This window comes from Comamonas sp. wu1-DMT, from assembly GCF_040187805.1.
Lineage (GTDB): Bacteria > Pseudomonadota > Gammaproteobacteria > Burkholderiales > Burkholderiaceae_C > Comamonas > Comamonas thiooxydans.
Map to the genome: position 1 here is coordinate 122972 of NZ_JBANEM010000012.1, position 21484 is coordinate 144455.

19 protein-coding genes, 2 tRNA genes and 1 pseudogene are annotated in these 21484 nt (G+C 64.2%); 14 read left to right on the forward strand and 8 right to left on the reverse strand.

The window, feature by feature from the left end; genetic code table 11:
* Positions 1 to 22: 22 nt before the first annotated feature.
* From V8Z78_RS17785 to V8Z78_RS17795, 3 genes are read left to right on the forward strand one after another with little or no spacing between them, the layout of a single operon-like run.
* Positions 23 to 232: a hypothetical protein gene (locus V8Z78_RS17785; RefSeq protein WP_349731843.1), complete on the forward strand. Its 210-nt coding sequence runs from the start codon at positions 23 to 25 to the stop codon at positions 230 to 232.
* Positions 222 to 842 carry a glycoside hydrolase family protein gene (locus V8Z78_RS17790; RefSeq protein ID WP_502878859.1) on the forward strand — a complete coding sequence of 207 codons (621 nt, stop codon included), beginning with the start codon at positions 222 to 224 and terminating at the stop codon, positions 840 to 842. Before V8Z78_RS17785 ends, V8Z78_RS17790 begins: the two co-directional genes overlap by 11 nt.
* A complete protein-coding gene (locus V8Z78_RS17795; protein WP_349731845.1) occupies positions 839 to 1333 on the forward strand; it encodes a hypothetical protein in 495 nt (164 codons plus the stop codon). The genes V8Z78_RS17790 and V8Z78_RS17795 overlap by 4 nt, the downstream gene beginning before the upstream one ends.
* A 280-nt stretch (positions 1334 to 1613) precedes the next feature.
* On the opposite strand, the gene V8Z78_RS17800 is transcribed toward V8Z78_RS17795, so the two are convergent.
* From V8Z78_RS17800 to V8Z78_RS17810, 3 genes are all read right to left on the reverse strand, one after another.
* On the reverse strand, positions 1614 to 1982 hold the full coding sequence (locus V8Z78_RS17800; protein WP_012839614.1) for a hypothetical protein: 369 nt from the start codon (positions 1980 to 1982) through the stop codon (positions 1614 to 1616).
* 101 nt (positions 1983 to 2083) lie between these two features.
* Positions 2084 to 3154, reverse strand: coding sequence for an adenosine deaminase family protein (locus tag V8Z78_RS17805; RefSeq protein ID WP_349731846.1), 1071 nt, complete (start codon positions 3152 to 3154; stop codon positions 2084 to 2086).
* 50 nt (positions 3155 to 3204) lie between these two features.
* Positions 3205 to 3990, reverse strand: a complete 786-nt coding sequence (locus tag V8Z78_RS17810; RefSeq protein WP_349731847.1) for a sulfite exporter TauE/SafE family protein — start codon at positions 3988 to 3990, stop codon at positions 3205 to 3207.
* Positions 3991 to 4035: 45 nt separating this feature from the next.
* On the opposite strand from V8Z78_RS17810, the pseudogene V8Z78_RS17815 reads away from it, so the two are divergent.
* Positions 4036 to 6607, forward strand: a pseudogene (locus V8Z78_RS17815) (ABC transporter permease).
* 13 nt (positions 6608 to 6620) lie between these two features.
* On the opposite strand, the gene V8Z78_RS17820 reads toward V8Z78_RS17815, so the two are convergent.
* Positions 6621 to 7496 (reverse strand): LysR family transcriptional regulator, encoded by an 876-nt coding sequence (locus V8Z78_RS17820; RefSeq protein WP_057093303.1) that lies wholly within the window; start codon positions 7494 to 7496, stop codon positions 6621 to 6623.
* A gap of 216 nt (positions 7497 to 7712) precedes the next feature.
* On the opposite strand from V8Z78_RS17820, the gene V8Z78_RS17825 reads away from it, so the two are divergent.
* The 5 genes from V8Z78_RS17825 (at position 7713) to V8Z78_RS17845 (ending at position 13494) form a co-directional block, all read left to right on the forward strand.
* Entirely contained in the window at positions 7713 to 9197 is a 1485-nt protein-coding gene (locus V8Z78_RS17825; RefSeq protein ID WP_502878860.1) for an MFS transporter, read from the forward strand.
* Positions 9187 to 9591 carry a group II truncated hemoglobin gene (locus V8Z78_RS17830; RefSeq protein WP_003065899.1) on the forward strand — a complete coding sequence of 135 codons (405 nt, stop codon included), beginning with the start codon at positions 9187 to 9189 and terminating at the stop codon, positions 9589 to 9591. Before V8Z78_RS17825 ends, V8Z78_RS17830 begins: the two co-directional genes overlap by 11 nt.
* 94 nt (positions 9592 to 9685) lie before the next feature.
* Positions 9686 to 11776: a bifunctional 2',3'-cyclic-nucleotide 2'-phosphodiesterase/3'-nucleotidase gene (locus V8Z78_RS17835; RefSeq protein ID WP_349731848.1), complete on the forward strand. Its 2091-nt coding sequence runs from the start codon at positions 9686 to 9688 to the stop codon at positions 11774 to 11776.
* Positions 11777 to 11873: 97 nt separating this feature from the next.
* Positions 11874 to 12461: a LemA family protein gene (locus tag V8Z78_RS17840; protein ID WP_003065903.1), complete on the forward strand. Its 588-nt coding sequence runs from the start codon at positions 11874 to 11876 to the stop codon at positions 12459 to 12461.
* Positions 12462 to 12465: 4 nt separating this feature from the next.
* Positions 12466 to 13494, forward strand: a complete 1029-nt coding sequence (locus V8Z78_RS17845) for a M48 family metalloprotease (protein WP_279088578.1) — start codon at positions 12466 to 12468, stop codon at positions 13492 to 13494.
* Between the two features lie 64 nt (positions 13495 to 13558).
* On the opposite strand, the gene V8Z78_RS17850 is transcribed toward V8Z78_RS17845, so the two are convergent.
* Both V8Z78_RS17850 and radC read right to left on the reverse strand, forming a co-directional pair.
* Complete coding sequence (locus V8Z78_RS17850) at positions 13559 to 14215, reverse strand: Smr/MutS family protein (protein WP_349731849.1); 657 nt, start codon at positions 14213 to 14215, stop codon at positions 13559 to 13561.
* Positions 14212 to 14904, reverse strand: a complete 693-nt coding sequence (gene radC / locus V8Z78_RS17855) for a RadC family protein (protein ID WP_349731850.1) — start codon at positions 14902 to 14904, stop codon at positions 14212 to 14214. The genes V8Z78_RS17850 and radC overlap by 4 nt, the downstream gene beginning before the upstream one ends.
* Before the next feature lie 113 nt (positions 14905 to 15017).
* On the opposite strand from radC, the gene V8Z78_RS17860 reads away from it, so the two are divergent.
* The 5 genes from V8Z78_RS17860 (at position 15018) to V8Z78_RS17880 (ending at position 18342) form a co-directional block, all read left to right on the forward strand.
* Positions 15018 to 15488 carry an FKBP-type peptidyl-prolyl cis-trans isomerase gene (locus V8Z78_RS17860; RefSeq protein ID WP_003052041.1) on the forward strand — a complete coding sequence of 157 codons (471 nt, stop codon included), beginning with the start codon at positions 15018 to 15020 and terminating at the stop codon, positions 15486 to 15488.
* Between the two features lie 164 nt (positions 15489 to 15652).
* A complete protein-coding gene (ispH, locus tag V8Z78_RS17865) occupies positions 15653 to 16642 on the forward strand; it encodes a 4-hydroxy-3-methylbut-2-enyl diphosphate reductase (protein ID WP_003065908.1) in 990 nt (329 codons plus the stop codon).
* Positions 16643 to 16825: 183 nt separating this feature from the next.
* Positions 16826 to 18142: a serine--tRNA ligase gene (serS, locus tag V8Z78_RS17870; protein WP_003065910.1), complete on the forward strand. Its 1317-nt coding sequence runs from the start codon at positions 16826 to 16828 to the stop codon at positions 18140 to 18142.
* A gap of 31 nt (positions 18143 to 18173) precedes the next feature.
* Positions 18174 to 18263: transfer RNA gene (locus V8Z78_RS17875), tRNA-Ser, on the forward strand.
* Positions 18264 to 18265: 2 nt separating this feature from the next.
* A tRNA-Arg gene (locus V8Z78_RS17880) sits at positions 18266 to 18342 on the forward strand.
* 123 nt (positions 18343 to 18465) lie between these two features.
* Here the strand turns inward: V8Z78_RS17880 and V8Z78_RS17885 are convergent.
* A complete protein-coding gene (locus V8Z78_RS17885) occupies positions 18466 to 19431 on the reverse strand; it encodes a bifunctional enoyl-CoA hydratase/phosphate acetyltransferase (RefSeq protein ID WP_057093294.1) in 966 nt (321 codons plus the stop codon).
* Between the two features lie 225 nt (positions 19432 to 19656).
* Positions 19657 to 21468 carry a sulfoacetaldehyde acetyltransferase gene (gene xsc / locus V8Z78_RS17890; RefSeq protein ID WP_003062707.1) on the reverse strand — a complete coding sequence of 604 codons (1812 nt, stop codon included), beginning with the start codon at positions 21466 to 21468 and terminating at the stop codon, positions 19657 to 19659.
* Positions 21469 to 21484: the final 16 nt, after the last annotated feature.

Sequence of the window (21484 nt, forward strand, 5' to 3'; positions counted from 1 at the left end):
CTTTTTCGTGCCTGGGAGGGCTATGAACGACAACGAAACCAAGGTGGCGGCGTTCAAGATCACGCTGCTGACAATGGCTGGAGCCGTGGCTGAGGTCACGCTGGAGCGCTGGCTGACCATCGCAATTTTGGTCTACACGCTGGCCCAGCTCTATTTTCTGGTCCGCGACAAGTGGTGGCGGGATCCGGCGCGCGTCAAGAGCCAGGAGGGGCAGCAGCATGATGATCAATAAAACAAGGGTCGCAGCAGCGGCCCTTTCTCTTTCTGCGGCTGCGGGTGCAGCATGGATCGCTTCTGAGGGCGATGGCCCCAAGAGCGTCAGCAAGTCCGGAGAGGTCCTGCTGCATCCGTATGTCCCCACTCAGGGTGATGTGCCCACTATAGGCCACGGCTCTACGCACTATGAAGATGGCCGACGCGTCACGCTAGAGGATCCGCCGATCACGCGCCAGCGGGCGGTTGAGCTGGCGCTGGGTGAGCTCGATCGCACTTATGCGCAATGCGTGCGGGACAGCCTTGGCCAGACGCTGGTGAATCAAACTGAGTTCGACAAGGCCGCAGACTTCGCGGGCCAGTACGGCTGCAGCGCTTGGCGCGGCTCCAGCATGCTGGCCAAGACCAAGGCGGGCGACTATGCCGGCGCCTGCCGGGCATACCTGGGCTACAAGTTCATGACGAGCTCTCGACAAGAGGGCCCGGGCTGGACGGCCTATCAATGGGACAAAACGGGCAATCCAGCTCGCTGGCGCTTTGACTGCAGTACCCCGGGCAACAAGGTATGCCGCGGCGTCTGGACGCGCCAGCAGGGGCGCTACAGCGCTTGCATGGAGGCCCAGCCATGACCGGCGCGTCCCGCTTCTGGCCCTGGCTGGCCTTGGCCCTTGCCCTGCTGCTAGCCCTGCAGACCCAGCGGTTGGCCAAGTTTGAGACTTCACACTCAAAAGCTGCGGCTGCTCATGCTCAGAAAGCGCAAGCTGCTACAGAAAAGAAAGCCGAAGCCGTGATCAGTCACGGCACTGCCCAACAGGAAAACACCCATGACTACACGCAAGAAATGGCCCGCCTGGAGGCTGGGCGCACTGCTGATGCTGCCCGCATTGCAGGCCTGCAGCACGACATCAGCAGTGCGGCAACCCGCAACGCACAGCTTGCCAATGACGCCGCTGCCTGCAGAGATCTCGCAGATCAGCACCAGCGACTCGCAACCCTTGCTGCAGAAGGCGCGGGCGTGGTTGGCGAGCTTAGCGGCCTGGTCGAAAAGCGAGACGCCCAAGTAGGGCTGCTGAGCGGGCAGATTGCCGCAGACCGCAGGCTGCTCGAGCAGATCCAATAAAGACAAAACGCCCCGATACCAATCACGGTATCGGGGCGTTTTTCTTGTTTGGTGTGGCTGAAATTTTGCGGGAGACCGGAAAGACCCGCAACGTGTCACCTAACTGATGGTTAAGTGATTGATTTTATTTGTGTGAAAAACACGCTATCAACAGGCTCCAACTCCTGTGCGATTGATGTTGCAAGATGTTGATTTGATTGATTAAATGCCTGTTATTAACTCGTTTTTGCGTGTCCGCTTCCGGTGCAGACCATGAGAACGCGAACGGGTTTGGCGGCAGTCATGGCTGATCTTTCACTGTGGCTTGTACTTCGGCCATCCTGGTTTCCAGTGTGCGGATCTGGGTCTTGAGCTGGCGCATGCTGCTTTGCATGGTCACGCCCAGCAGGCGACGCATGCCTTCGAAGAACAGCACCATGAAAAGCACCACGGGCAGGACACCCCAGCGCAGCCAGGGCGAAGCCTGGTTGATCCAGGCGACGGCGCAGACCACCACGGCCATGGCGACAGCAAGATAGTTCCATTTCCTCGAGCTTTGCATCTTGCTTTCGTACTTCTGCGCGGTGGCTTCGAGCTGCTGTTCGGTGACTCTGAGTTTGGCAATGGACGCCTGAATCTCTTCAAGGCTGGAGGGCTTGTCTGACGGCATAGGGCAGATGGTCGTTAAGAGAAGAGGCGGGTGTTCTGCCTGCTTGAATTGATTTTGATAGCTGAAGGCACTTTATGGGAAAGCGCTGCAGCGATATTTGATTAGAAGTGGTGTGTGCTGCTCAATGCATCGAACTCTGCGCTCCACTGCTGGCGCAGGCTGCGCTTTTCGCTCTCGTCTATCCAGGCCGCATCGATGCCGTTGAGCATGAAGTCCCTGAGGTCGGCAATCGAAAAACCAAAGTCGCTGACCATCTTGGTCCAGGCCCCTGTGGGGTCCACATGGTGCAGCGTGGGGTCGTCGGTGTTGGGATGCACGCGAAGGCCCAGGCCGGGCATCTGGCGTATCGGGTGGTCCAGCGCCCAGCGCTCGGGTGCCAGCGTGCGCAGGTAGTAGGAATTGGTCGGCACCACGGTGAACACAATGCCCAGATCGGCGCAGCGCCGGGCCAGCTCGGGGTTGTCGATGACGGTGTAGCCGTGGTCGACGCGGTCCACCTTGAGAGTCTCTATGGCCGTTTGCAGATTGTTCCAGGGCAGGCCGAACTCGCTGGCATGGGCCGTGGTCTTGAGGCCGTTGCGACGCGCCAGCGCATAGGCTTCGACAAACAGCTCGGGCGGGCGCTCGTTTTCGCGGTAGTCGATGCCGATGCCGGGCACATCTTCATGGCGGTTGTCCAGCATCCATTGCACCATCTGCACGGCGGCCTTGGCCGGGGCTTCGCGGTCGATGGACGGCACCAGGCGGCCACGTATGCCGCAATCCTTTTGCGCGGCTGCGGCGCCGGCCAGGATGGCTTGCTGGGCGGCGGCATAGCTCATGCCCGAGCATTGCACCGTGCCCGTGGGGTTCCAGAAGAATTCGGCATAGCGCACATGGTGGGCTGCGGCATCCTGCAGATATTCATAGGTAATGCGCTCCAGATCGGCCGGCGTCTGCAGCAGCCACTCGTCGAGTGCGCGCAGCACGCGCAGCACGCCCACGGGCTTTTCGCCGCGCGTGTAGAAAGCCTCGATCTCTTCGGCAGTCAGCGGCGCCTTGGCGCGCTGCACCAGTTCGATGAAGGTGTTTTTTCTGACCGTGCCCAGCAGATGGCAGTGCAACTCCATCTTGGGGATGGCGTGGGCAAAGGCGGTCAGTTCAGGTGTGGGGGCAGTAGGCGCGGCATTCATGCCGCAGATGGTAGTGGCTTGCGATCAGCCTTGCCGTAGGCAGTTTTACGTTACGGTGCCAGGAACAGCCGCGGCACGGACGCCACCAGCATGGCGATGCCCGAGCAGGTCAGCAGGCTCAGCACGATCTGGCGAAAGCGGGCATCGCTGACGCCTTTGTAGACGCGGGTGCCGAAGATCACGGGCACCAGCACGGCCGGCAGCACGATGGCGAACGAGGGCCACATGGCGGGCTTGACCAGGCCGGTGGCCAGATAGCTGGCCATGGTGACGGCCAGCACCGAGAGGTTGAAGTTCTGGATCACCGTGCGTTGCACATGGCGCTCAAAGCCGCGCAGCGTGCACCACAGCGTGGGCACGGTGCCGCTGAAGCCGCCCAGCCCGCCCATGGCGCCGCCGATGAGCCCCGCAATCGCATCGCTGCAGCGTGCCAGCAGGCCGCCTCCCAGCGTCAGCCGGGGCAGGTGGGCGCTGAGCAGCATGGTGGGGCACCACAGCACCAGCAGGCAGCCCAGGCCGAACTTGAACCAGTCCATATTGAGATGCGGCATCACGGCCACGCCTATGGGAATGCCGGCCAGACCGCCGGCGATAAACGGCAGCAGCGACTTCCAGTGAAATTCGCGCCGCACGGTGAAGGCCGCAATGATCTGCCCCGTCAGCGAGCCGAACACCGAGAGCACGGCGGCCAGCTGCGGCTCCAGCACCCAGGCCCAGAACGACATGGCCACCATGCCGAAGGCAAAGCCCGACAGCCCTTGCACAAAGCCTGCCACCGCGGCCCCCAGGGCCACCACCAAGATCACTTCCACGTTCTGGCCTCCGTCTGAAGGCATCGATTATCGTCCCGCTCCAGCAGGGCATTGCCATGCAGTTCTGGCATGGCGGCAGGCCGCTGCGCTATCGTGCAGACCATGCAAGCATCATCTGTCTGGATTCTGGGGCTGCGCAATCTCTGGCGCGATCTGCGCGCTGGCGAGCTGCGCCTGATCATCGTGGCCGTGCTGCTGGCCGTGGCGGCACTGAGCTCGGTGGGTTTTTTTTGCCGACCGCCTGCAGGCCGGCCTGCAGCGTGACGCCCGCCAGTTGCTGGGCGGCGATGTGGTGGTGGTCAGCGACAACCCCGCTCCCGCGGTTTTTGTGCAGCAGGCCAGGCAGCAGGGGCTGCAGACCGTGGCCACGGCCAGCTTTCCGACCATGGCGCGGGCCGCTCAGGAGCAGGGTGGTGCCAGCCGTCTGGTGGCGCTCAAAAGCGTGGAGCCCGGCTACCCGTTGCGCGGCGTGCTGCATCTGAACCAGGGGACGGGCCAGCCGGATCTGGAAGTGCGGGCGATTCCTGAAAACGGCCATGCATGGGTCGATGCGCCGCTGCTGGAGGCGCTGGGCCTGAAGCTCGGCGACAGATTGCTGCTGGGCGATGCGAGCTTTCATATCTCGCACATCATTGCCATCGAGCCCGATCGTGGCGCGGGTTTCATGAGCTTTGCCCCGCGCGTGATGATCAATAGCGCCGACCTGCCCGCCACGCGCCTGGTGCAGCCGGCCAGCCGCATCACCTATCGACTGGCCGTGGCTGCGCAGGCAGACGCCGGGCGCGGCGCAGAACGGGCTGCGCAAGACTATCTGGGCTGGGCGCAGGAGCTGGCCAAGAGCCTGCATGGCGTGCGTGTGGAATCGCTGGAAAGCGGCCGCCCCGAAATGCGCCAGACCCTGGACAGGGCCGAGAAGTTTCTGAGTCTGGTGGCGCTGCTATCGGCGTTGCTGTCGGCCGTGGCCGTGGCACTGGCGGCGCGTGCTTTTGCCAACAGCCATCTCGATGCGTCGGCCATGCTGCGCGTGCTCGGCCAGAGTCAGCGCCGTATTGCGCTGGCCTATGTCGTGGAATTCGTGAGCATTGCCCTGGCCGCCAGCGCGGCCGGCGTGCTGCTGGGCTGGGCCGTGCACCATGTGTTCATCTGGCTTCTGGCCGGACTGGTCGAGTCCGCCCTGCCTGGCGCGAGCCTGTGGCCCGCATTGTTCGGCATGGGCATGGGGCTGACCCTGTTGCTGGCGTTTGGCCTGCCGCCCGTGCTGCAGCTGGCCCAGGTGCCACCGCTGCGCGTGATGCGGCGCGATCTGGGGGCGCTCAAACCCGCCTCATGGCTGGTGCTGGGCGTGGGCGTGACGGGGTTTGCGGCCTTGCTGATGGTGGCTAGCCGCGACATCAAGCTGGGCCTGATTGCCGTGGGCGGCTTCGCCGTCGCCGTGTTGTTGTTCGCGGGCCTGGCCTGGCTGGCCGTCAAGCTGCTGCGCCAGGTGGTCAATGAGGCCACGGCGCCGCGATGGCTGGTAATGGCCACGCGCCAGGTCTCGGCCAAGCCCGTGTACGCCGTGGTGCAGGTCAGCTCGCTGGCCGTGGGGCTGCTGGCCCTGGTGCTGCTGGTACTGCTGCGCACCGATCTGATTGCCAGCTGGCGCAAGGCCACCCCTGCCAATGCGCCCGACCGCTTTGTGATCAATGTCCAGCCCGATCAGGCACAGGACTTTCAGGCCGCGCTGAAAAAGGCTGGCGTGCACAGCTATGACTGGTATCCCATGATTCGCGGCCGGCTGATCGCCGTTAACGACAAGGCCGTCAGCCCCGATGATTATGAGGAGGATCGCGCCAAGCGACTGGTGGACCGTGAGTTCAATATCTCCACTGCCGAAACCATGCCGGATCACAACCAGATCGTGGGCGGCCGCTGGCAGGCGGGCGAGCAGGGCGCGATCAGCATGGAGGAAGGCATTGCCAAGACCCTGGGCTTGAAGCTGGGCGATACACTGCGCTTCGATATCGGCGGCGAGGAAAGCGAAGCCCGCATCACCAGTCTGCGCAAGGTGGACTGGAGTTCCATGCGCGCCAACTTCTTTGTGATCTACCCCGTGCAGCACCTGGATAACGTGGCCGTGACCTATCTGGCGGCCTATCGCGCGCCCGATATCAAGGGCTTTGACAATGCGCTGGTCAACGAATTTCCCAACATCACCAATGTCGACCTGAGCAGCACGCTGGCCCAGGTGCAGCAGGTGATGGACCAGGTCATACGCGCCGTGGAGTTCCTGTTCGGCTTCACGCTGGTGGCGGGGCTGGTCGTGCTGTTTGCTTCCGTCACCGGCACGCGTGAGGAAAGAGCGCGCGAATACGCCATCATGCGCGCCGTGGGAGCCAGGTCGGGCCTGCTGCAGCAGGTGCAGAGCGCCGAGCTGGCCGGAGTGGGCCTGATGGCCGGCTTTCTGGCCAGCTGCGTGGCCCTTGCCGTGGGCTGGGCGCTGGCGCGCTGGGTGTTCGATTTCGAGTGGAATGTGCTCTGGTGGGTGCCCCTGGTGGGCGCGCTGGCGGGCGCATTGCTGGCCTGGCTGGCCGGCTGGTGGGCCTTGCGCGAGGTGGTCAGCCGCCCCGTGATGATCACGCTGCGCCAGGCGGCGGAATAAGAGTGTTCTAAGGCTAGCCCTTGAACAGCCGCTCGCTCGCAAAGTCCACAAAAGCCCGGACCTTGGGCGAGAGCTGGCGGCTGGAGGGCCAGAGTGCCGAGAACTGCCCGCTATGCGTGAGCTGCTCGGCCAGCACCTGCTGGAGCTCGCCACGCGCCAGTGCGTCGCGGGCCAGGAAGTCGGGCATATAGGCCAGGCCCAGGCCTGAGACGGCTGCGCCCAGCATGGCTTCCATATTGTTGCAGACCAGGGCGATGGGCATGGCCGGCAGCCCGGGCAGCATCCACTCCTCGAGCTTGCCGCTGTTCAGAAAGCGATAGCGCAGGCTGCTGTGTCCGGCAAGGTCGGCCGGTGTGAGCGGCACGCCGCGCTCGGACAGATAGGCCGGCGAGGCTGCCAGAATGAAGCGAAACGGCCCGAGTCGGCGGGCCACCAGCCGCGAGTCGGCAAGCTCGCCGCTGCGGATGACCACATCGAGGCCGGCTTCGACGACATCGACCAGATGGTCGTTGAAGTCCAGATCCAGCTCCACCTCGGGATAGCGGGCCTGAAATTCGGGCAGCACGGGCAGCAGAAAACGGTAGCCGATGGTGGGCAGGCTCACGCGCAGCCGGCCGCGTGGCGCCTCGGCAGCGGCCTGCATGGCGGCGCGTGCATCGTGCAGCTCGTCGAGTATGCGCCGGCAGCGCTCGTGGAACAGAGTGCCTTCCTGCGTCAGACGCACCTGGCGTGTGGTGCGATGGAACAGGCGCAGGCCGAGCTGCTGCTCCAGGCGCGCCACGTTCTTGCCCACGGCGGAGGCCGAGATGCCGAGTGCGCGGCCGGCCTCGGCAAAGCTCAGAAGATCGGCGGCACGTACAAAGGACTCAAGTCCGCTGAAGCTGTCCATGGTAATTGGCAACCTTTGGTTGGTATTGTTGGGAGTGCTAAAGCTATTTTCGTTTGATTGGAGCGCTTTTATCGTTCATGTCTGATTGATTCACGAAGCCAGCCCTCCATGTCTTGCTCCACTTCTCCATCCCGCCTGCAGGCGGATCTTCCTGTTGGCGCCCGCCGCGCATCGCCTGTCTGGGTGCTGCTATCAGTCTGCCTGGCCGCTCTGGCCATGCCGCTGAGCTTTACCGGGCCGGCCGTGGCACTGCCGGCGCTGCGCGAGGCACTGGGCGGCGGCCCTCTGGCGCTGAACTGGGTCACCAATGCCTTCATGCTGAGCTTCGGCGCCACACTGATGGCGGCAGGAGCACTGGCCGATGTCTACGGGCGGCGGCGCGTGTTTCTGGCGGGGCTGGCCGTCGTGGCGGGCAGCGTGCTGCTGCAGGTCTGCCTGCAAGGCAAGAGGGCCATCATCGGCTTCGATCTGTTGCGGGCGCTGCAGGGACTGGGCGCGGCTGCTGCACTGGCGGCAGGCACGGCAGGCCTGGCCCAGGCCTACGATGGTGCCAGGCGTACCCGGGCCTTCAGTTTCGTGGGCACCTCCTTTGGTGTTGGGCTGGCCTTCGGGCCATTGCTGTCGGGTTGGTTGCTGCAGAGCTGGGGCTGGCGCAGCGTGATGCTCAGCGCAGCCGCCGCGGCATTCGCTGCGCTGCTGCTGGGTCTGCGCCATATGCCGGAGTCGCGCAATCCGCAGGCACAGCGGCTGGACCTACCGGGCGCGCTGTCGTTCACGCTGGCGCTGGCCCTGCTGACCTGGGGCATGCTGCAAGTCCCGGAAACGGGCTGGTCGCATGGCCGCACTTGGCTGCCGCTGGCGGCCGCCCTGCTGGCGGCAGCGGCCTTTGTACAGATCGAGCGCCGCAGCCCCCATCCCATGCTGGATCTGTCGCTGTTCCGCTATCCGCGCTTTGTCGGCGTGCAACTGCTGGCCGCTGCGCCCGCGTATGGCTTTGTCGTGCTGCTGGTGCTGCTGCCTCTGCGTTTTATCGGCGTGGAGGGCCTGGCGCCGCTCGCGGCCGGGCAGCGCATGTTCGTGCTGTCGCTGCCCATGCTGTTCGTACCGCTGCTGGCGGGCTGGCTCTCGCGCTGGCTGTCGGCGGCCCTGCTGTGCGGCGCGGGGCTGCTGGTCTGCGCCGCGGGCTTGCTGTGGCTGGGTCGCTGCCCACCCGGCGCGGAGCTGGCGCAGATGGCCGCGCCGCTGCTGCTGATCGGTCTGGGCATAGGACTGCCCTGGGGACTGATGGACGGGCTGGCCGTGACGGTGGTTCCGCGCGAGCGTGCCGGCATGGCCACGGGCATCTTCAGCACCGTGCGTGTGGCAGGCGAAGGCATTGCCCTGGCCGTGGTCGGGGCGGCGCTGGCAGCGCTGCTGGCGGGGGAGCTGGCGGTCATCTGGCCGTCCATGCCGCATGGCTCGGCCGTGGCCCAGATGCTGGTCACCGGCAATATGCAGGGAGCGCTGGCGCTGATGCAAGACGCATCAGTCGCCGAGCTGCTCAAGGCCTATGGCCTGGCTTTTTCCAGCTTGCTCGATGTGCTGGCGGGCGTGACGGTGCTGACGGCCGTCGGTGTTTTCGCATTCCTGCGCTCGGGTACGGACATGCAGCATGTCCGACAATCGGGACTGACTCGCAAAGCCGCTACACATGCAGATTGAAGAAAAGCCCCCGTTTGACACCCCCTACGAATGGATAGGCGGGGAAGAGAAAGTCCAGCAACTGGTGACCCGCTTCTATGACCTCATGGATCTGGAGCCCGGCTACAAGGAGCTGCGCGCCGCCCATGGCAGCACGCTGGCCGACGCGCGCCAGAAGCTGTTCTGGTTTCTCTGCGGCTGGCTGGGCGGCCCCGACTATTATCAGGATCGTTTCGGCCATCCGCGTCTGCGCATGCGCCATATGCCGTTTTCCATCGGCATCCAGGAGCGCGACCAGTGGGTGGCTTGCATGGATCAGGCCATGGGCGAGACCGAGGTGCCCGAGGCCTTGCGCACGCGTCTCAAGGCCAGTTTCATGAACACGGCGGACTGGATGCGCAATCGCGGCGCCTGAGTTCTTGCCCTCGGCTTCAAAGCGTCAAATTTCCTTCACGATGCTGTAAGAAGCCCTGCCGACACTGCCTGTTTTTCAACAAGCAGGGTCAACCATGCAGGATTTCGATTTGCCTGGCGCAAAGCTGCGTTCAGGCGGTTTCTTCTCGGTATTGCAACAACGCCGCCATGTGCTGACGGCCGTGGGCTGTGCCGCCTTGCTGGCCGCCTGCGGCGGCAGCGACGACAGCAGCACAACGCCTGTCAGTGCGCAGCCTGCCACGGCGACGCTGGCCGTTCTGGAGACCACGGACCTGCACTTCAATGTGCGCAGCTATGACTATTTCAAGCTGGCCGAAGACAAGACCTATGGTTTCGAGCGCACGGCCACGCTGATCCGTGCGGCTCGCGAGGAATTTGCCAACACGCTGCTGGTGGACAACGGCGACACCATCCAGGGCACGGCCCTGGCCGACTACGAGGCCGAGGTCAAGCCCATCCCCTGCACGCAGCAGCTGTCCATGTACAAGGCCATGGGCGCGTTGAGCTTTGACGCGGGCACGCTGGGCAATCACGAATTCAACTACGGCCTGCCCTTTCTCAACCAGGTGCTGGGCGGCGGTCTGGATGTGGATGGCGTGGATGCCAGCCAGAAATGCGCGGGCAACGGCTATCCAGCCGTACTGGCCAATGTCTACAGCAGCAAGACCAGGAAGCCGCTGGTTCAGCCCTATGCCGTGCTGGAGCGCACCATGGTGGCCAAGGGCAGCGATGGCAAGGAAGTCAAGCTGCCCATCAAGATCGGCGTGATCGGCTTCACCACGCCGGGCATCATGAACTGGGACAAGCGCTATCTTGAAGGCAAGGTCTACACCGAGGGCGCGGTGGAGGCTGCCGGCAAATACGTGCCAGAGTTGCGCGCCAAGGGCGCCGATGTGGTGGTGGCGCTGCTGCATGGCGGACTGGACGGATCGGCCTATTCGGCGACCATGGAAAACCCCGGCCTGTATCTGTCCAAGGTGGCGGGCATCGACGCCATGGTCATGGGTCACCAGCACAGCGTGTTCCCCGATCTGTCGGCCAAGCCAGCCTACAGCCAGAGCGGCGTGGACAATGCTGCCGGCACCATCAACGGCGTGCCTGCGGTCATGGCCAGCTCCTGGGGCAAGGCGCTGGGCGTGATCCAGTTGCCGCTGCAATGGGACGGCAAGAAGTGGAGCGTGGCCAAGACCGGCAGCAAGAGCGAGCTGCGCAACATCCAGAACAAGGATGCCGCGGGTGCCACGGTGTTTGTGGATGCCGACCCGGCAGTCGCGCCGCTGATCGAGGCACAGCATCAGGCAGCCATCAGCTACGTGAAGACGCCCATTGGCAGCACTGACTTCCGCATGAGCACGCTGTTTGCCGATGTGGGCGACCCCGGTGCCATCCAGATCGTCAACCAGGCCCAGCAGGCCTATGTGGCCAGCTACATCAAGGCCAATCTGCCTCAGTACGCCAGCCTGCCTGTGCTGTCGGTGAGTGCGCCGTTTAAATCCGGCTTCCAGGGCGGCAAGGACTTCACCGATGTGGCTGCCGGCTCGCTCGCCATCTACAACGCGGCCGACCTGTATCTCTACCCCAACACCGTATACGCGGTGAAGGTCAACGGCGCCGACATCAAGAGCTGGCTGGAGGCTGCAGCCAAGCGCTTCAACCAGATCGACATGAACAAGACGGCGGAGCAGCCCTTGATCAGCAGCTTCCCGGGCTACAACTTCGATATGTTCACCACCGCCGATGTGCAGTACGAGATCGATGTGACCCAGCCGCTGGGCAGCCGTATCAAGAACCTCAGCTATCTGGGCAAGCCCATCGATACGGCGCAGGAGTTTGTGATCGCCACCAACAACTACCGGGCCACCAGCGGTGCCAGCTTCATCCCCAAGCTCGACGGCTCGTCGGCCATCTGGGCATCGCCCGATGCGAACCGTGATGTGGTGATCGAGTATGTGCGCAAGAATCCGCAGATTACCAGAGCGGCCAATGGCGCAGCCAAGAGCTGGCGCTTTGCCAAGGTGACGACGGCCGGCCCGGTGGTGTTCAGCTCCGGCACCAATGCCTTGAGCGTGGCCCAGGCGGCAGGCCTGACGGGAGTGTCTGTGCTGGCGGCCGATGACGGCTCGGGCAAGGGCATGAGCAAATACCAGCTCGATCTATCCAAGTAGGCGGCGTTGCCGCAATGACTGCCGCCGTGGCTCCAAAGGCCACGGCGGCTTTTTTCTGGGACTGGCTATGATGCGAGAAAATTTTCAGGGAGAGGGTATGACGGCATATATCGCGCTGGCAGTGGTTGTGGTGATCGTGATCTGGGCAGTTGCCCTCTACAACCGCTTGCGCACGCACAAGAACCAGGTGGAGAACGCGTTTGCGCAGATCGACGTGCAACTCAAGCGCCGTCATGACCTGATTCCCAATCTTGTGGAGGTCGCACGCGGCTATATGCAGCACGAAGCCCAGACGCTGGAGGCTGTGATTCGCGCACGAGGCGAGGCCGTCAGCGCTGCCGACAAGGCCCGTCAGTCGCCGGGCAAGGCGCAGGCCATGGGGGCTCTGATGGCAGCGGAGCAGGTGCTGGGCGGTCAGGTAGGCCGTCTGATGGCGCTGGCCGAGGCCTATCCCACGCTCAAGGCCGATGCCCGCATGCAGCAGCTCAGCGAAGAGATCACCAGCACCGAGAACCGCATCGGTTTTGCGCGTCAGTCCTATAACGACGAGGTGCTGGAATTCAACAATCAGGCCGGACAGTTCCCGGATCTGATCGTGGCGCGGCTGGTGGGTTTTGTGCATATGGACATGCTGGCTTCGACCCAGAGCGAGCAGGAGCGCGCCGTTCCTCAGGTCAGGTTCTGAGCGCATGCGTTTCTGGGAGCGACAGCGCCAGGCCAGGCGCAGCACGCGCTGGTTGCTGCTGGTGTTCGGCCTGTGCGTGCTGGCCGTGGTGGCATCGGTGCACCTGGGCCTGATGCTGGCCTGGTGGCTGGGCACTCTGGCATTCGGAGGCTGGGACTATCCCACGGGCTTTGCGGCTGTGAATATCGGCGTGACCTTGCTGCTGGTGCTGGGCGGCTGCTGGATAGAGCTGGATCAGCTGCGTCACGGCGGGCGCCAACTGGCTCAGCGCGTGGGTGCGCGCGAGGCTAGGCCCGGCAGCTCGCTGGCCGAGCAGCAACTGTGCAATATCGTCGATGAAATGTGCATTGCGGCGCACTGGCCTGTGCCCCAGGTCGCGGTGCTGGCGCGGACCGAGGCCATCAATGCCTTTGCGGCGGGCTGGGATGCGGAAGACGCCGTCATCGCCGTGACCCAGGGTGCGCTGGACCAGCTCAGCCGTGAGGAAATGCAGGGCCTGGTGGCGCATGAGCTGTCCCATCTGCGCGAGGGCGACACGCGCCTGAACATGCAGCTGGCCGGCATGGTCTACGGGCTGGAGCTGATTCACAACTTCGGCCAGAGCCTGCGCGAGCGCGACAGCATTCTTACGCAATGGTTCGGCCTCTTCATCCAGGCTGCGGGCTTTGTCGGCTGGCTCGGCGGCCAGTTGCTCAAGGCCGCCGTATCACGCCAGCGTGAATTTCTGGCAGATGCCCGCGCCGTGCAGTGGACGCGCAGCAAGGACGGCCTGGGCGGCGTGCTGCGCAAGGTGCTTACGCAGCGTGAGCTGGCCGAGCAGCAGTACGGCAGCTGGCAGCAGGACACGCGCAGCCACCAGGGGCTGGACAAGCGCATCGTGCAGCATATGCTGCTGGCCGAAACACCCCATGCCAGCCGCCTCGAAGACTGGCTGGAATCCCACCCCACGGTGTCCGAGCGCATACGCCGCATCTACGGCCGCGATATGCGGCCGCTGCCCTTGCCGCTCAATACCGTGCTGCAAGGGAGATAAACCTTTTGGGCTCAAGCCCAATGGAGATAGACGCGAGCAGCTATCGGATTGGAAGCGATGGGGCTCAGAACAGCTTGCGCTTGCCCGGCTGCAGCAGCACCACCAGCGCGCCCGCGCCACCCTCGGCCGGGCGGGCCTGGACAAAGGCCAGCACTTCTTTTTTCTGGACCAGCCAGCGCTGCACCTTGCCCTTGAGCACGGGGGTGCGGCCCGGCGATCCCAGGCCCTTGCCGTGGACGATGCGCACGCAGCGCACGCCCGTGCGGTGCGACAGCCGGATGAACTGGCCCAGCGCCTCGCGGGCTTCGTCCGAGCGCAGGCCGTGCAGGTCCAGCTGGCGCTGAATGCTCCAGTGGCCGCCACGCAGCTTGCGGGTCACGTCGAGACCGATGCCGGGGCGGCGAAAGCTCAGCTGATCGTCCACGTCCAGCAGGGTGCTGACGTCGAACTCGTCGCTCATGGCTTCGCGCAGCACGTTCTGTTCGTCCAGCACCATCTGCAGCGGCAGCGGGGAGGGTGCCGGCTCCAGAAAGCTGACTTCGTTGCGCGAGCGCAGTGGCGTGACCTTGCCGACGCTGAGCGCAAACAGATTGTGTTCACGCTCGCGCGCTGCACGCGCCTCGGTCTGCGCTAGGGCCAGTGCTTCGGCCTGTTCGCGCATCTGCTTGAGATGGCGGGAGATGCCGGCCAGATCCTGCAGCGAGCGGTGTGCGTGGCTCATAGCAGACCCTCCTCGGCCATGGAGCAGGCAGCGCCCGGCCCGACGATGATGTGGTCGAGCACGCGAACATCGATCAATGCCAGGGCGGCCTTCAGTGTGGTGGTCAGAGAGCTGTCGGCACTGCTGGGCTGCACGTTGCCGCTGGGGTGGTTGTGCGCGAGGATCACCGCGCCGGCCTGATGGTGCAGGGCGCGCAGCACGACTTCACGAGGGTAGACGGAGGTTTGCGTCAAGGTACCGCGAAACATTTCTTCAAGAGCCAGCAAGCGGTTCTGACTGTCCAAAAACAGCACGGCAAACACCTCGTGCGGCCTGGCCGCCAGATGCAGCTGCAGATAGTGCTTGACGGCTTCGGGGGAGGAGAGCACTTCCCGCTCGCGCAGCTGCTGTGCCGTGGCACGGCGGGCCAGTTCCAGCACGGCCATCAGCTCGGCGCGCTTGGCCGGGCCCAGGCCTTTGACGGCTGTCAAAGCCTGGTAGTCGGCGGCCAGCAGCCCGGCCAGACCGCCTGTTCCCTGGTGATCACCGGGCAGCTCCAGCAGCTCCTGCGCCATCTGCAGCACCGTCTTGCCGGCCATGCCGGTGCGCAGAATGACGGCCAGCAGCTCGGCATCCGAGAGCGCAGCCGCGCCCCGCTGCGCGAGCTTTTCGCGCGGCTGGGCATCCAGGGGCAGGTCTTTGATGGGCATGGGCGTCAGTGCTCGCTTGCACAAGGGGGGAGGGGCGGGCCGTCCAACTCAACGCAGCCGCGAAGAGGTTATAGGCTCGCTCTTACAATGCAGCCCAGTTTATCGGGACTTTCATGACCACAAGCGCAACCCCTTCGGATCTGCCCGTCGTGCAGGCAGGCTCTTTTCTCACGCTGCATTACCGCCTGGCGGGCCCTGCGGGCGATGTGATCAATACCTTCAACGAAAAGCCGGCGACGCTGTCGCTGGGTGCGGGCGAGCTGTCGCCGGCCATGGAAGACAAGCTGATCGGCCTGGCCGAGGGCACGCACACCACTTTCGAGCTGCCCGCTGGCGAGGCTTTTGGCGAGCGCAACCCCGACATGATGCAGTGGGTGGCCCGCAAGCTCATGAACGAGCTCGGCGACCCGCATGAGCAATACACCGCAGGCGATGTGGTTCAGTTCCCCACGCCCGACGGCAGCGGCAGCTACGCCGGCGCCGTGGTGCAGGTGCGCGAGGACGGCGCCGTGCTGTTCGACTTCAACCACCCGCTGGCCGGCCAGCCCGTGACGTTTGAAGTGAAGCTGATCGGGGTACTTTGAAATGACACACCCCCTGAGCTGCTGCGCAGCTTCCCCCTTCAAGGGGGACGACGGCCTTTGCTGCGGGGCGGCCCTTGCTGGGGTCGGCCCGTGCCGCCGTCCCGCGCTTCAAGCGCGCCAGTGTCATGCCGTGCGAGTGGTGCGTAGCGCCAGGGGGTATTGAAATGGTGGGTGCCAAGGAAGTCCTGCTGGCCGAGCCGCGCGGCTTTTGCGCCGGGGTGGATCGCGCCATCGAGATCGTGGAGCGGGCGCTGGCCAAGTTCGGCGCGCCCATCTACGTGCGCCACGAGATCGTGCACAACACCTTTGTGGTCAACGATCTCAAGGCCAAGGGCGCCATCTTCATAGAGGAACTCGATGAGGTGCCGCCCGGCGCCACGCTGATCTTCTCGGCCCACGGCGTCTCCAAGGCCGTGCAGCAGGAGGCCGAGCGCCGCGGCTTTGCCATCTTCGATGCGACCTGCCCGCTGGTCACCAAGGTGCATGTGGAAGTCGCCAAGCTGGCCAAGGAAGGCTACGAATTCCTCATGATCGGCCACAAGGGCCATCCGGAGGTCGAAGGCACCATGGGCCAGCTCTCCGAAGGCATTCATCTGGTCGAGGACGAGGGCGATGTGGCCAAGGTGGCGCCGCGCCAGACCGAAAAGCTGGCCGTGGTGACACAGACCACTTTGTCGGTCGATGATGCCGCAGGCATCAAGGCCGCCATCAAGGCACGCTTTCCACTGGTGCGCGAGCCCAAGCAGCAGGACATCTGCTACGCCACGCAGAACCGCCAGGACGCCGTGAAGGTGCTGGCACCCCAGGTGGATCTGGTCATCGTCGTCGGCAGCCCGACCAGCTCCAACAGCAATCGTCTGCGCGAGCTGGCCGATCGTCTGGGCACGCCCGCCTATATGGTGGACAACGCGCTCGAGCTCAAGCAGGAGTGGTTTGCCGATGCGGCCCGCGTGGGCCTGACCGCCGGTGCCTCGGCGCCCGAAGTGCTGGTCGACGAGGTCATCGCCCGCATCCGGCAACTGGGGGCCGTCGCCGTGCGCAAGATGGACGGCATCGAGGAAACCATCAAGTTCCCGCTGCCCAAGGGTCTGAAGATCGACGCGGCCACGGGCCTGGAGATCGAAGTGCGCAAGGCGCCCGAGACCGGACATTGAGTCATGGCAAGCTGACTGCTTGCAACTTCATAGCGCCTTGCGCATGGTATTCAAAGATTACAGATGGTTTTTTATCTGAAAATCTATGAATAGCCTGCGCAAGGCGCTTTGCTTTTGATAGCTGACTGCTGTCATCCCCCGTGTATCGGCCGGGTGCGGCCAGTCGCTCTAAAATCCCCCTCTATGCTCGACATTCAACTTCTCCGCAAAGACCTGGATTCAGTCGTCGCCCGACTGCAAACCCGCAAGAACCCCCAAGCCTTCCTCAACGTGGAAGCCTTCAAGGCGCTGGAATCCGAACGCAAGTCCATCCAGACGCGCACGGAGGAGCTGCAGTCCAAGCGCAACCAGCTGTCCAAGCAGATCGGCATGCTGATGGGCAAGGGCGAAAAGGACGCCGCCGAAGCCGCCAAGGCCGAAGTGGCCGCCATGAAGACCGAGCTAGAGCAATCGGCCACGCGCCTGGACCAGATCCAGACCGAGCTGCAGGCCATGCTGGCGGCCGTGCCCAATCTGCCTCATGAGTCCGTGCCCGTGGGCGCTGACGAGGAAGGCAATGTGGAAGTGCGCCGCTTCGGCACGCCCAGGAATTTCGACTTCGAGATCAAGGATCACGTCGATCTGGGCGCGCCCATCGGCCTGGACTTCGAAGCCGGCGTCAAGCTCTCCGGTGCCCGCTTTACCGTGATGCAGGGCCAGATCGCGCGCCTGCACCGTGCGCTGGCCCAGTTCATGCTGGATCTGCAGACCGAGCAGCATGGCTACACCGAATGCTATGTGCCTTACATCGTCAACAGCGATTCGCTCAAGGGCACGGGCCAGCTGCCCAAGTTCGAAGGCGATCTGTTTGCGGCCCAGAAGGGCGGCCAGGATGCCGAGCCCCTGCCCGACACCGCGGCTCTGTACCTGATTCCCACGGCCGAAGTGCCGCTGACGAATCTGGTGCGCGACGAAGTGCTGGCCGAAGACCGCCTGCCCATCAAGCTGACCGCACACAGCCCCTGCTTCCGTTCCGAAGCTGGCTCCGGTGGTCGCGACACGCGCGGTCTGATCCGCCAGCACCAGTTCGACAAAGTCGAGATGGTGCAGATCGTGCATCCCGAAAAGAGCTATGAAGCGCTGGAAGAGATGACCGGACACGCCGAAGCCGTGCTGCAGAAGCTGGGTCTGCCCTATCGCGTGATGAGCCTGTGCACGGGCGACATGGGCTTTGGCTCCGCCAAGACCTACGACCTCGAAGTCTGGGTGCCGGCACAGGGCACCTATCGCGAAATCAGCTCGGTCTCCAACTGCGAAGCCTTCCAGGCGCGTCGCATGCAGGCCCGTTTCAAGAATGCCCAGGGCAAGAACGAACTGGTACACACGCTCAACGGTTCTGGCCTGGCCGTGGGTCGTACGCTGGTCGCCGTGCTGGAGAACTATCAGAACGCCGACGGCTCGATCACCGTGCCCGAAGCACTGGTTTCGTACATGGGCGGCAAAACTTTGCTGAAGGCCTGATTTTTTAGGCTACAATAGATGCTTCGACACAGGAGAGGTGGCAGAGTGGTCGAATGTACCTGACTCGAAATCAGGCGTACGTGCAAACGTACCGTGGGTTCGAATCCCACCCTCTCCGCCAATGCGGCTGTAGCTCAGCTGGATAGAGTACTTGGCTACGAACCAAGGGGTCGTGGGTTCGATTCCTGCCAGCCGCACCAAACGTTAAGCCTCAGAGTAGAAATACTCTGAGGCTTTTTCGTTTCTGGCGTCTGCCCGATATAGGCGATTGAAGAAAGGCCCGGCGAGCGCAGTGTCCGGCCGGGCCTTGATCAGGTCTTGCTCTATGCCTGCATTCCTGCGCTGGCCAGCACGGCCAGGGCGCAGGAAGCGATGCGGCTTGCCACGGAGTCTGAGCGGCTGGTCAGCACGATGGGCACGCGCATGCCCAGAACCAGGCCCGCGCATTCGGCGTCGGCCATATAGACCAGCTGCTTGTAGATCATGTTGCCGGCTTCCAGGTTGGGGGCCAGCAAGATATCGGGGCGACCGGCGACATCGGAGACGATGCCCTTGTTGTGCGCCGAGTGCAGGGAGATGGCGTTGTCGTAAGCGAGCGGGCCGTCAAAGATGCCGCCCGTGATCTGGCCGCGGTCGGCCATCTTGCACAGGGCTGCCGCATCGATGGTGCCGGGAATGGCCGGGTTGACGGTCTCCACCGCCGACAACAGGGCCACGCGTGGCTGGACTATGCCGATGGCATGGGCCAGATCGACCGCGTTCTGGGCGATATCGCGCTTTTCCATCAGGCTGGGAAAGATGTTGACCACGCAGTCGGTCATCAGCAGCGGGCGGTCGTAGCCGGGGATGTCCATGATGAAGACATGGCTTGCCCGGCGGCTGCCGCGCAGACCGGCTTCGCGCGCCACGGCCGCGCCCAGCAGATCGTCGCTGTGCAGGCTGCCCTTCATCAGGGACCGGGCCTGGCCATCGCGGCACAGGGCTGCGGCCTGGGCCGCCGCGATGCGAGGGTCGTCCGCCGTGGAGTGGATCTCGGCGGCAGACAGATCGAGACCCGCAGAGCGAGCCGCGGCTTCGATACGCTGCTGTGGACCTACCAGCAGTGGCCTGATCAGGCCTGCCTCCGCCGCTTGCAGGGCCGCCTGCACAGAGCCGCTATCGCAGGGGTAAGCCACGGCCACGGCGACCGGACCTTTGGCGCGGGCGAGCTCCTGCAGATGCTGCAGATGAGGGCGAGGCGTGGCGGGCGCATCGTCGGCGGCCACGGCAAGAGAGAGTGGGGGAGTCATGAATGCTCCTGCGGGAAGTACAGGGCCCGGCGCGAGCAACGCAGGGGGTCTGGGAGTCGGCTTTCGAGGGCCTTGAGCTTTACCCAAAGCGCATGGAGCTGGCGCGGCCCAACCCAGGGACACCGAGGAAGGGCCGCCCCGCACCGAGGGTGTCGTCCCCCTCCCCCGCGAAGCGGGTAGAGAGGGGGAAGGCGCGCAGCGCCTCAGGGGGGGTGTCAGACGGCGTCAGACAAAGTCCTTGTACTTGTCCAGCATGCGCACGGGCTTGGACAAGGCGTCGCGGCGGAAGGGATCGCCGAGCTCGCGGGTGCACATGATCTCGATCACGCAGGTCTTGCCTTCCTTCATCTGCATGTCGATGGCTTTTTGCAGTGCCGGGCCCACGTCCTCGATGTGATCCACCACGATGCCTTCGGCGCCCATGGCCTTGGCGATGTCGGAAAAGCTTTCGCTCTCCAGCTCGCCGGCCACGAAGCGGCGGTTGTAGAAGTCCACCTGGTTCTTCTTTTCCGCACCCCACTGGCGGTTGTGGAACACCACGGCGGTCACGGGAATGTCGTGGCGCACGGCGGTCATGATTTCCATCATGCTCATGCCCCAGGCGCCGTCACCGGCGTAGGCAATGGCCGGGCGATCGGGTGCTGCGCACTTGGCGCCGATGATGGTGGGCAGGGCATAGCCGCAGTTGCCGAAGCTCATGGGAGCGAAGAAGCTGCGCGGTTCGTCGAAGCGCAGATAGCTGTTGGCCACCGAGTTGATATTGCCGATGTCGGTGGACACCATGACGCGCGCCGGCATGGCTTTTTCGAGTTCGCGCAGCACCTGGCGGGGATGCAGATAGCTGCCGCCGGTCGGCGTGCGTTCGCCCTTGGCCTCTTCGATCATGTCCAGGCTGTAGGGGTCGCGCTCATGGGTCCAGCCGTCGAGCTCCTTCTCCCAGGCGGCTTTTTCCGTGGCGATGGTGTCGGCGCGCGCTGCCTTGGTGGCATCGCAGCCCAGTGTCACATCGGCCAGGCGCCTGCTCAGTTCGGCCGCCACGGCCTTGGCATCGCCGTTGATACCCACGGCGATCTTCTTGACCAGGCCCAGATTGGTGTGGTCGGCCTCGATCTGGATGATCTTGGCGGTCTTGGGCCAGTAGTCCATGCCATGCTGGGGCAGGGTGCCGAAGGGACCCATGCGCGAGCCCAGCGCAATCACCACGTCGGCCTGGGCGATCAGCTTCATGGCGGCCTTGGAGCCCTGGTAGCCCAGAGGGCCGGCCCACAGCGGGTGCTTGGCAGGGAAGGCGTCGTTGCGCAGATAGCCTGTGGCCACGGGTGCGCCCAGGCGCTCGGCCAGTTGCTTCGCTTCCTCCACGGCATCGCCCATGACCACGCCACCGCCGGCAAGGATCACCGGGAACTTGGCAGTCTTGAGCAGCTCCACGGCGGCCTGCAGGCTGGCTTCGCCGCCATGGCCGCGGTCCACGCGCATGGGCTTGGGGATCTCGCACTCGATCTCGCCGTAGAAGTAGTCACGCGGAATATTGAGCTGGGTCGGGCCCATCTCGGACATGGCGCGGTCGAAGACGCGGCCCGTGAACTCGGCCATGCGCTTGGGGTTGCAGACATGGCCCTGGTACTTGGTGAACTCCTGGAACATGGGAAGCTGATTGGCTTCCTGGAAGCCGCCCAGGCCCATGCCCATGGTGCCGGTCTCGGGGGTCACGATCACCACCGGGCTGTGCGCCCAGTAGGCTGCGGCAATCCCGGTCACGCAGTTGCTGATGCCGGGGCCGTTCTGGCCGATCACCACGCCGTGGCGACCCGAGACGCGGGCATAGCCGTCGGCCATATGGGCCGCACCTTGCTCATGCACCACCGGGATCAGGCGAATGCCTGCGGGGGCGAAGATGTCCATGGCATCCATGAAGGCGGAACCCATGATGCCGAACATCTCGCTGACGCCATTGGCGACGCAGGTTTCCACGAATGCTTCCGAAGGGGTCATCTTGTGAACGCCTTCAACCACTTTACGATTGTCCGTTGCAGCCATCTCTGTCTCCTTGAAA

What these genes read in the sequence shown, in the direction of transcription:
- V8Z78_RS17785 (WP_349731843.1), top strand. Translation starts at nt 23, where the DNA reads ATGAACGACAACGAAACCAAGGTGGCGGCGTTCAAGATCACGCTGCTG.
- V8Z78_RS17790 (WP_502878859.1), top strand. Translation starts at nt 222, where the DNA reads ATGATCAATAAAACAAGGGTCGCAGCAGCGGCCCTTTCTCTTTCTGCG.
- V8Z78_RS17795 (WP_349731845.1), top strand. Translation starts at nt 839, where the DNA reads ATGACCGGCGCGTCCCGCTTCTGGCCCTGGCTGGCCTTGGCCCTTGCC.
- V8Z78_RS17800 (WP_012839614.1), bottom strand. Translation starts at nt 1,982, where the DNA reads ATGCCGTCAGACAAGCCCTCCAGCCTTGAAGAGATTCAGGCGTCCATT.
- V8Z78_RS17805 (WP_349731846.1), bottom strand. Translation starts at nt 3,154, where the DNA reads ATGAATGCCGCGCCTACTGCCCCCACACCTGAACTGACCGCCTTTGCC.
- V8Z78_RS17810 (WP_349731847.1), bottom strand. Translation starts at nt 3,990, where the DNA reads ATGCCTTCAGACGGAGGCCAGAACGTGGAAGTGATCTTGGTGGTGGCC.
- V8Z78_RS17820 (WP_057093303.1), bottom strand. Translation starts at nt 7,496, where the DNA reads ATGGACAGCTTCAGCGGACTTGAGTCCTTTGTACGTGCCGCCGATCTT.
- V8Z78_RS17825 (WP_502878860.1), top strand. Translation starts at nt 7,713, where the DNA reads ATGCCGCTGAGCTTTACCGGGCCGGCCGTGGCACTGCCGGCGCTGCGC.
- V8Z78_RS17830 (WP_003065899.1), top strand. Translation starts at nt 9,187, where the DNA reads ATGCAGATTGAAGAAAAGCCCCCGTTTGACACCCCCTACGAATGGATA.
- V8Z78_RS17835 (WP_349731848.1), top strand. Translation starts at nt 9,686, where the DNA reads ATGCAGGATTTCGATTTGCCTGGCGCAAAGCTGCGTTCAGGCGGTTTC.
- V8Z78_RS17840 (WP_003065903.1), top strand. Translation starts at nt 11,874, where the DNA reads ATGACGGCATATATCGCGCTGGCAGTGGTTGTGGTGATCGTGATCTGG.
- V8Z78_RS17845 (WP_279088578.1), top strand. Translation starts at nt 12,466, where the DNA reads ATGCGTTTCTGGGAGCGACAGCGCCAGGCCAGGCGCAGCACGCGCTGG.
- V8Z78_RS17850 (WP_349731849.1), bottom strand. Translation starts at nt 14,215, where the DNA reads ATGAGCCACGCACACCGCTCGCTGCAGGATCTGGCCGGCATCTCCCGC.
- radC (WP_349731850.1), bottom strand. Translation starts at nt 14,904, where the DNA reads ATGCCCATCAAAGACCTGCCCCTGGATGCCCAGCCGCGCGAAAAGCTC.
- V8Z78_RS17860 (WP_003052041.1), top strand. Translation starts at nt 15,018, where the DNA reads ATGACCACAAGCGCAACCCCTTCGGATCTGCCCGTCGTGCAGGCAGGC.
- ispH (WP_003065908.1), top strand. Translation starts at nt 15,653, where the DNA reads ATGGTGGGTGCCAAGGAAGTCCTGCTGGCCGAGCCGCGCGGCTTTTGC.
- serS (WP_003065910.1), top strand. Translation starts at nt 16,826, where the DNA reads ATGCTCGACATTCAACTTCTCCGCAAAGACCTGGATTCAGTCGTCGCC.
- V8Z78_RS17885 (WP_057093294.1), bottom strand. Translation starts at nt 19,431, where the DNA reads ATGACTCCCCCACTCTCTCTTGCCGTGGCCGCCGACGATGCGCCCGCC.
- xsc (WP_003062707.1), bottom strand. Translation starts at nt 21,468, where the DNA reads ATGGCTGCAACGGACAATCGTAAAGTGGTTGAAGGCGTTCACAAGATG.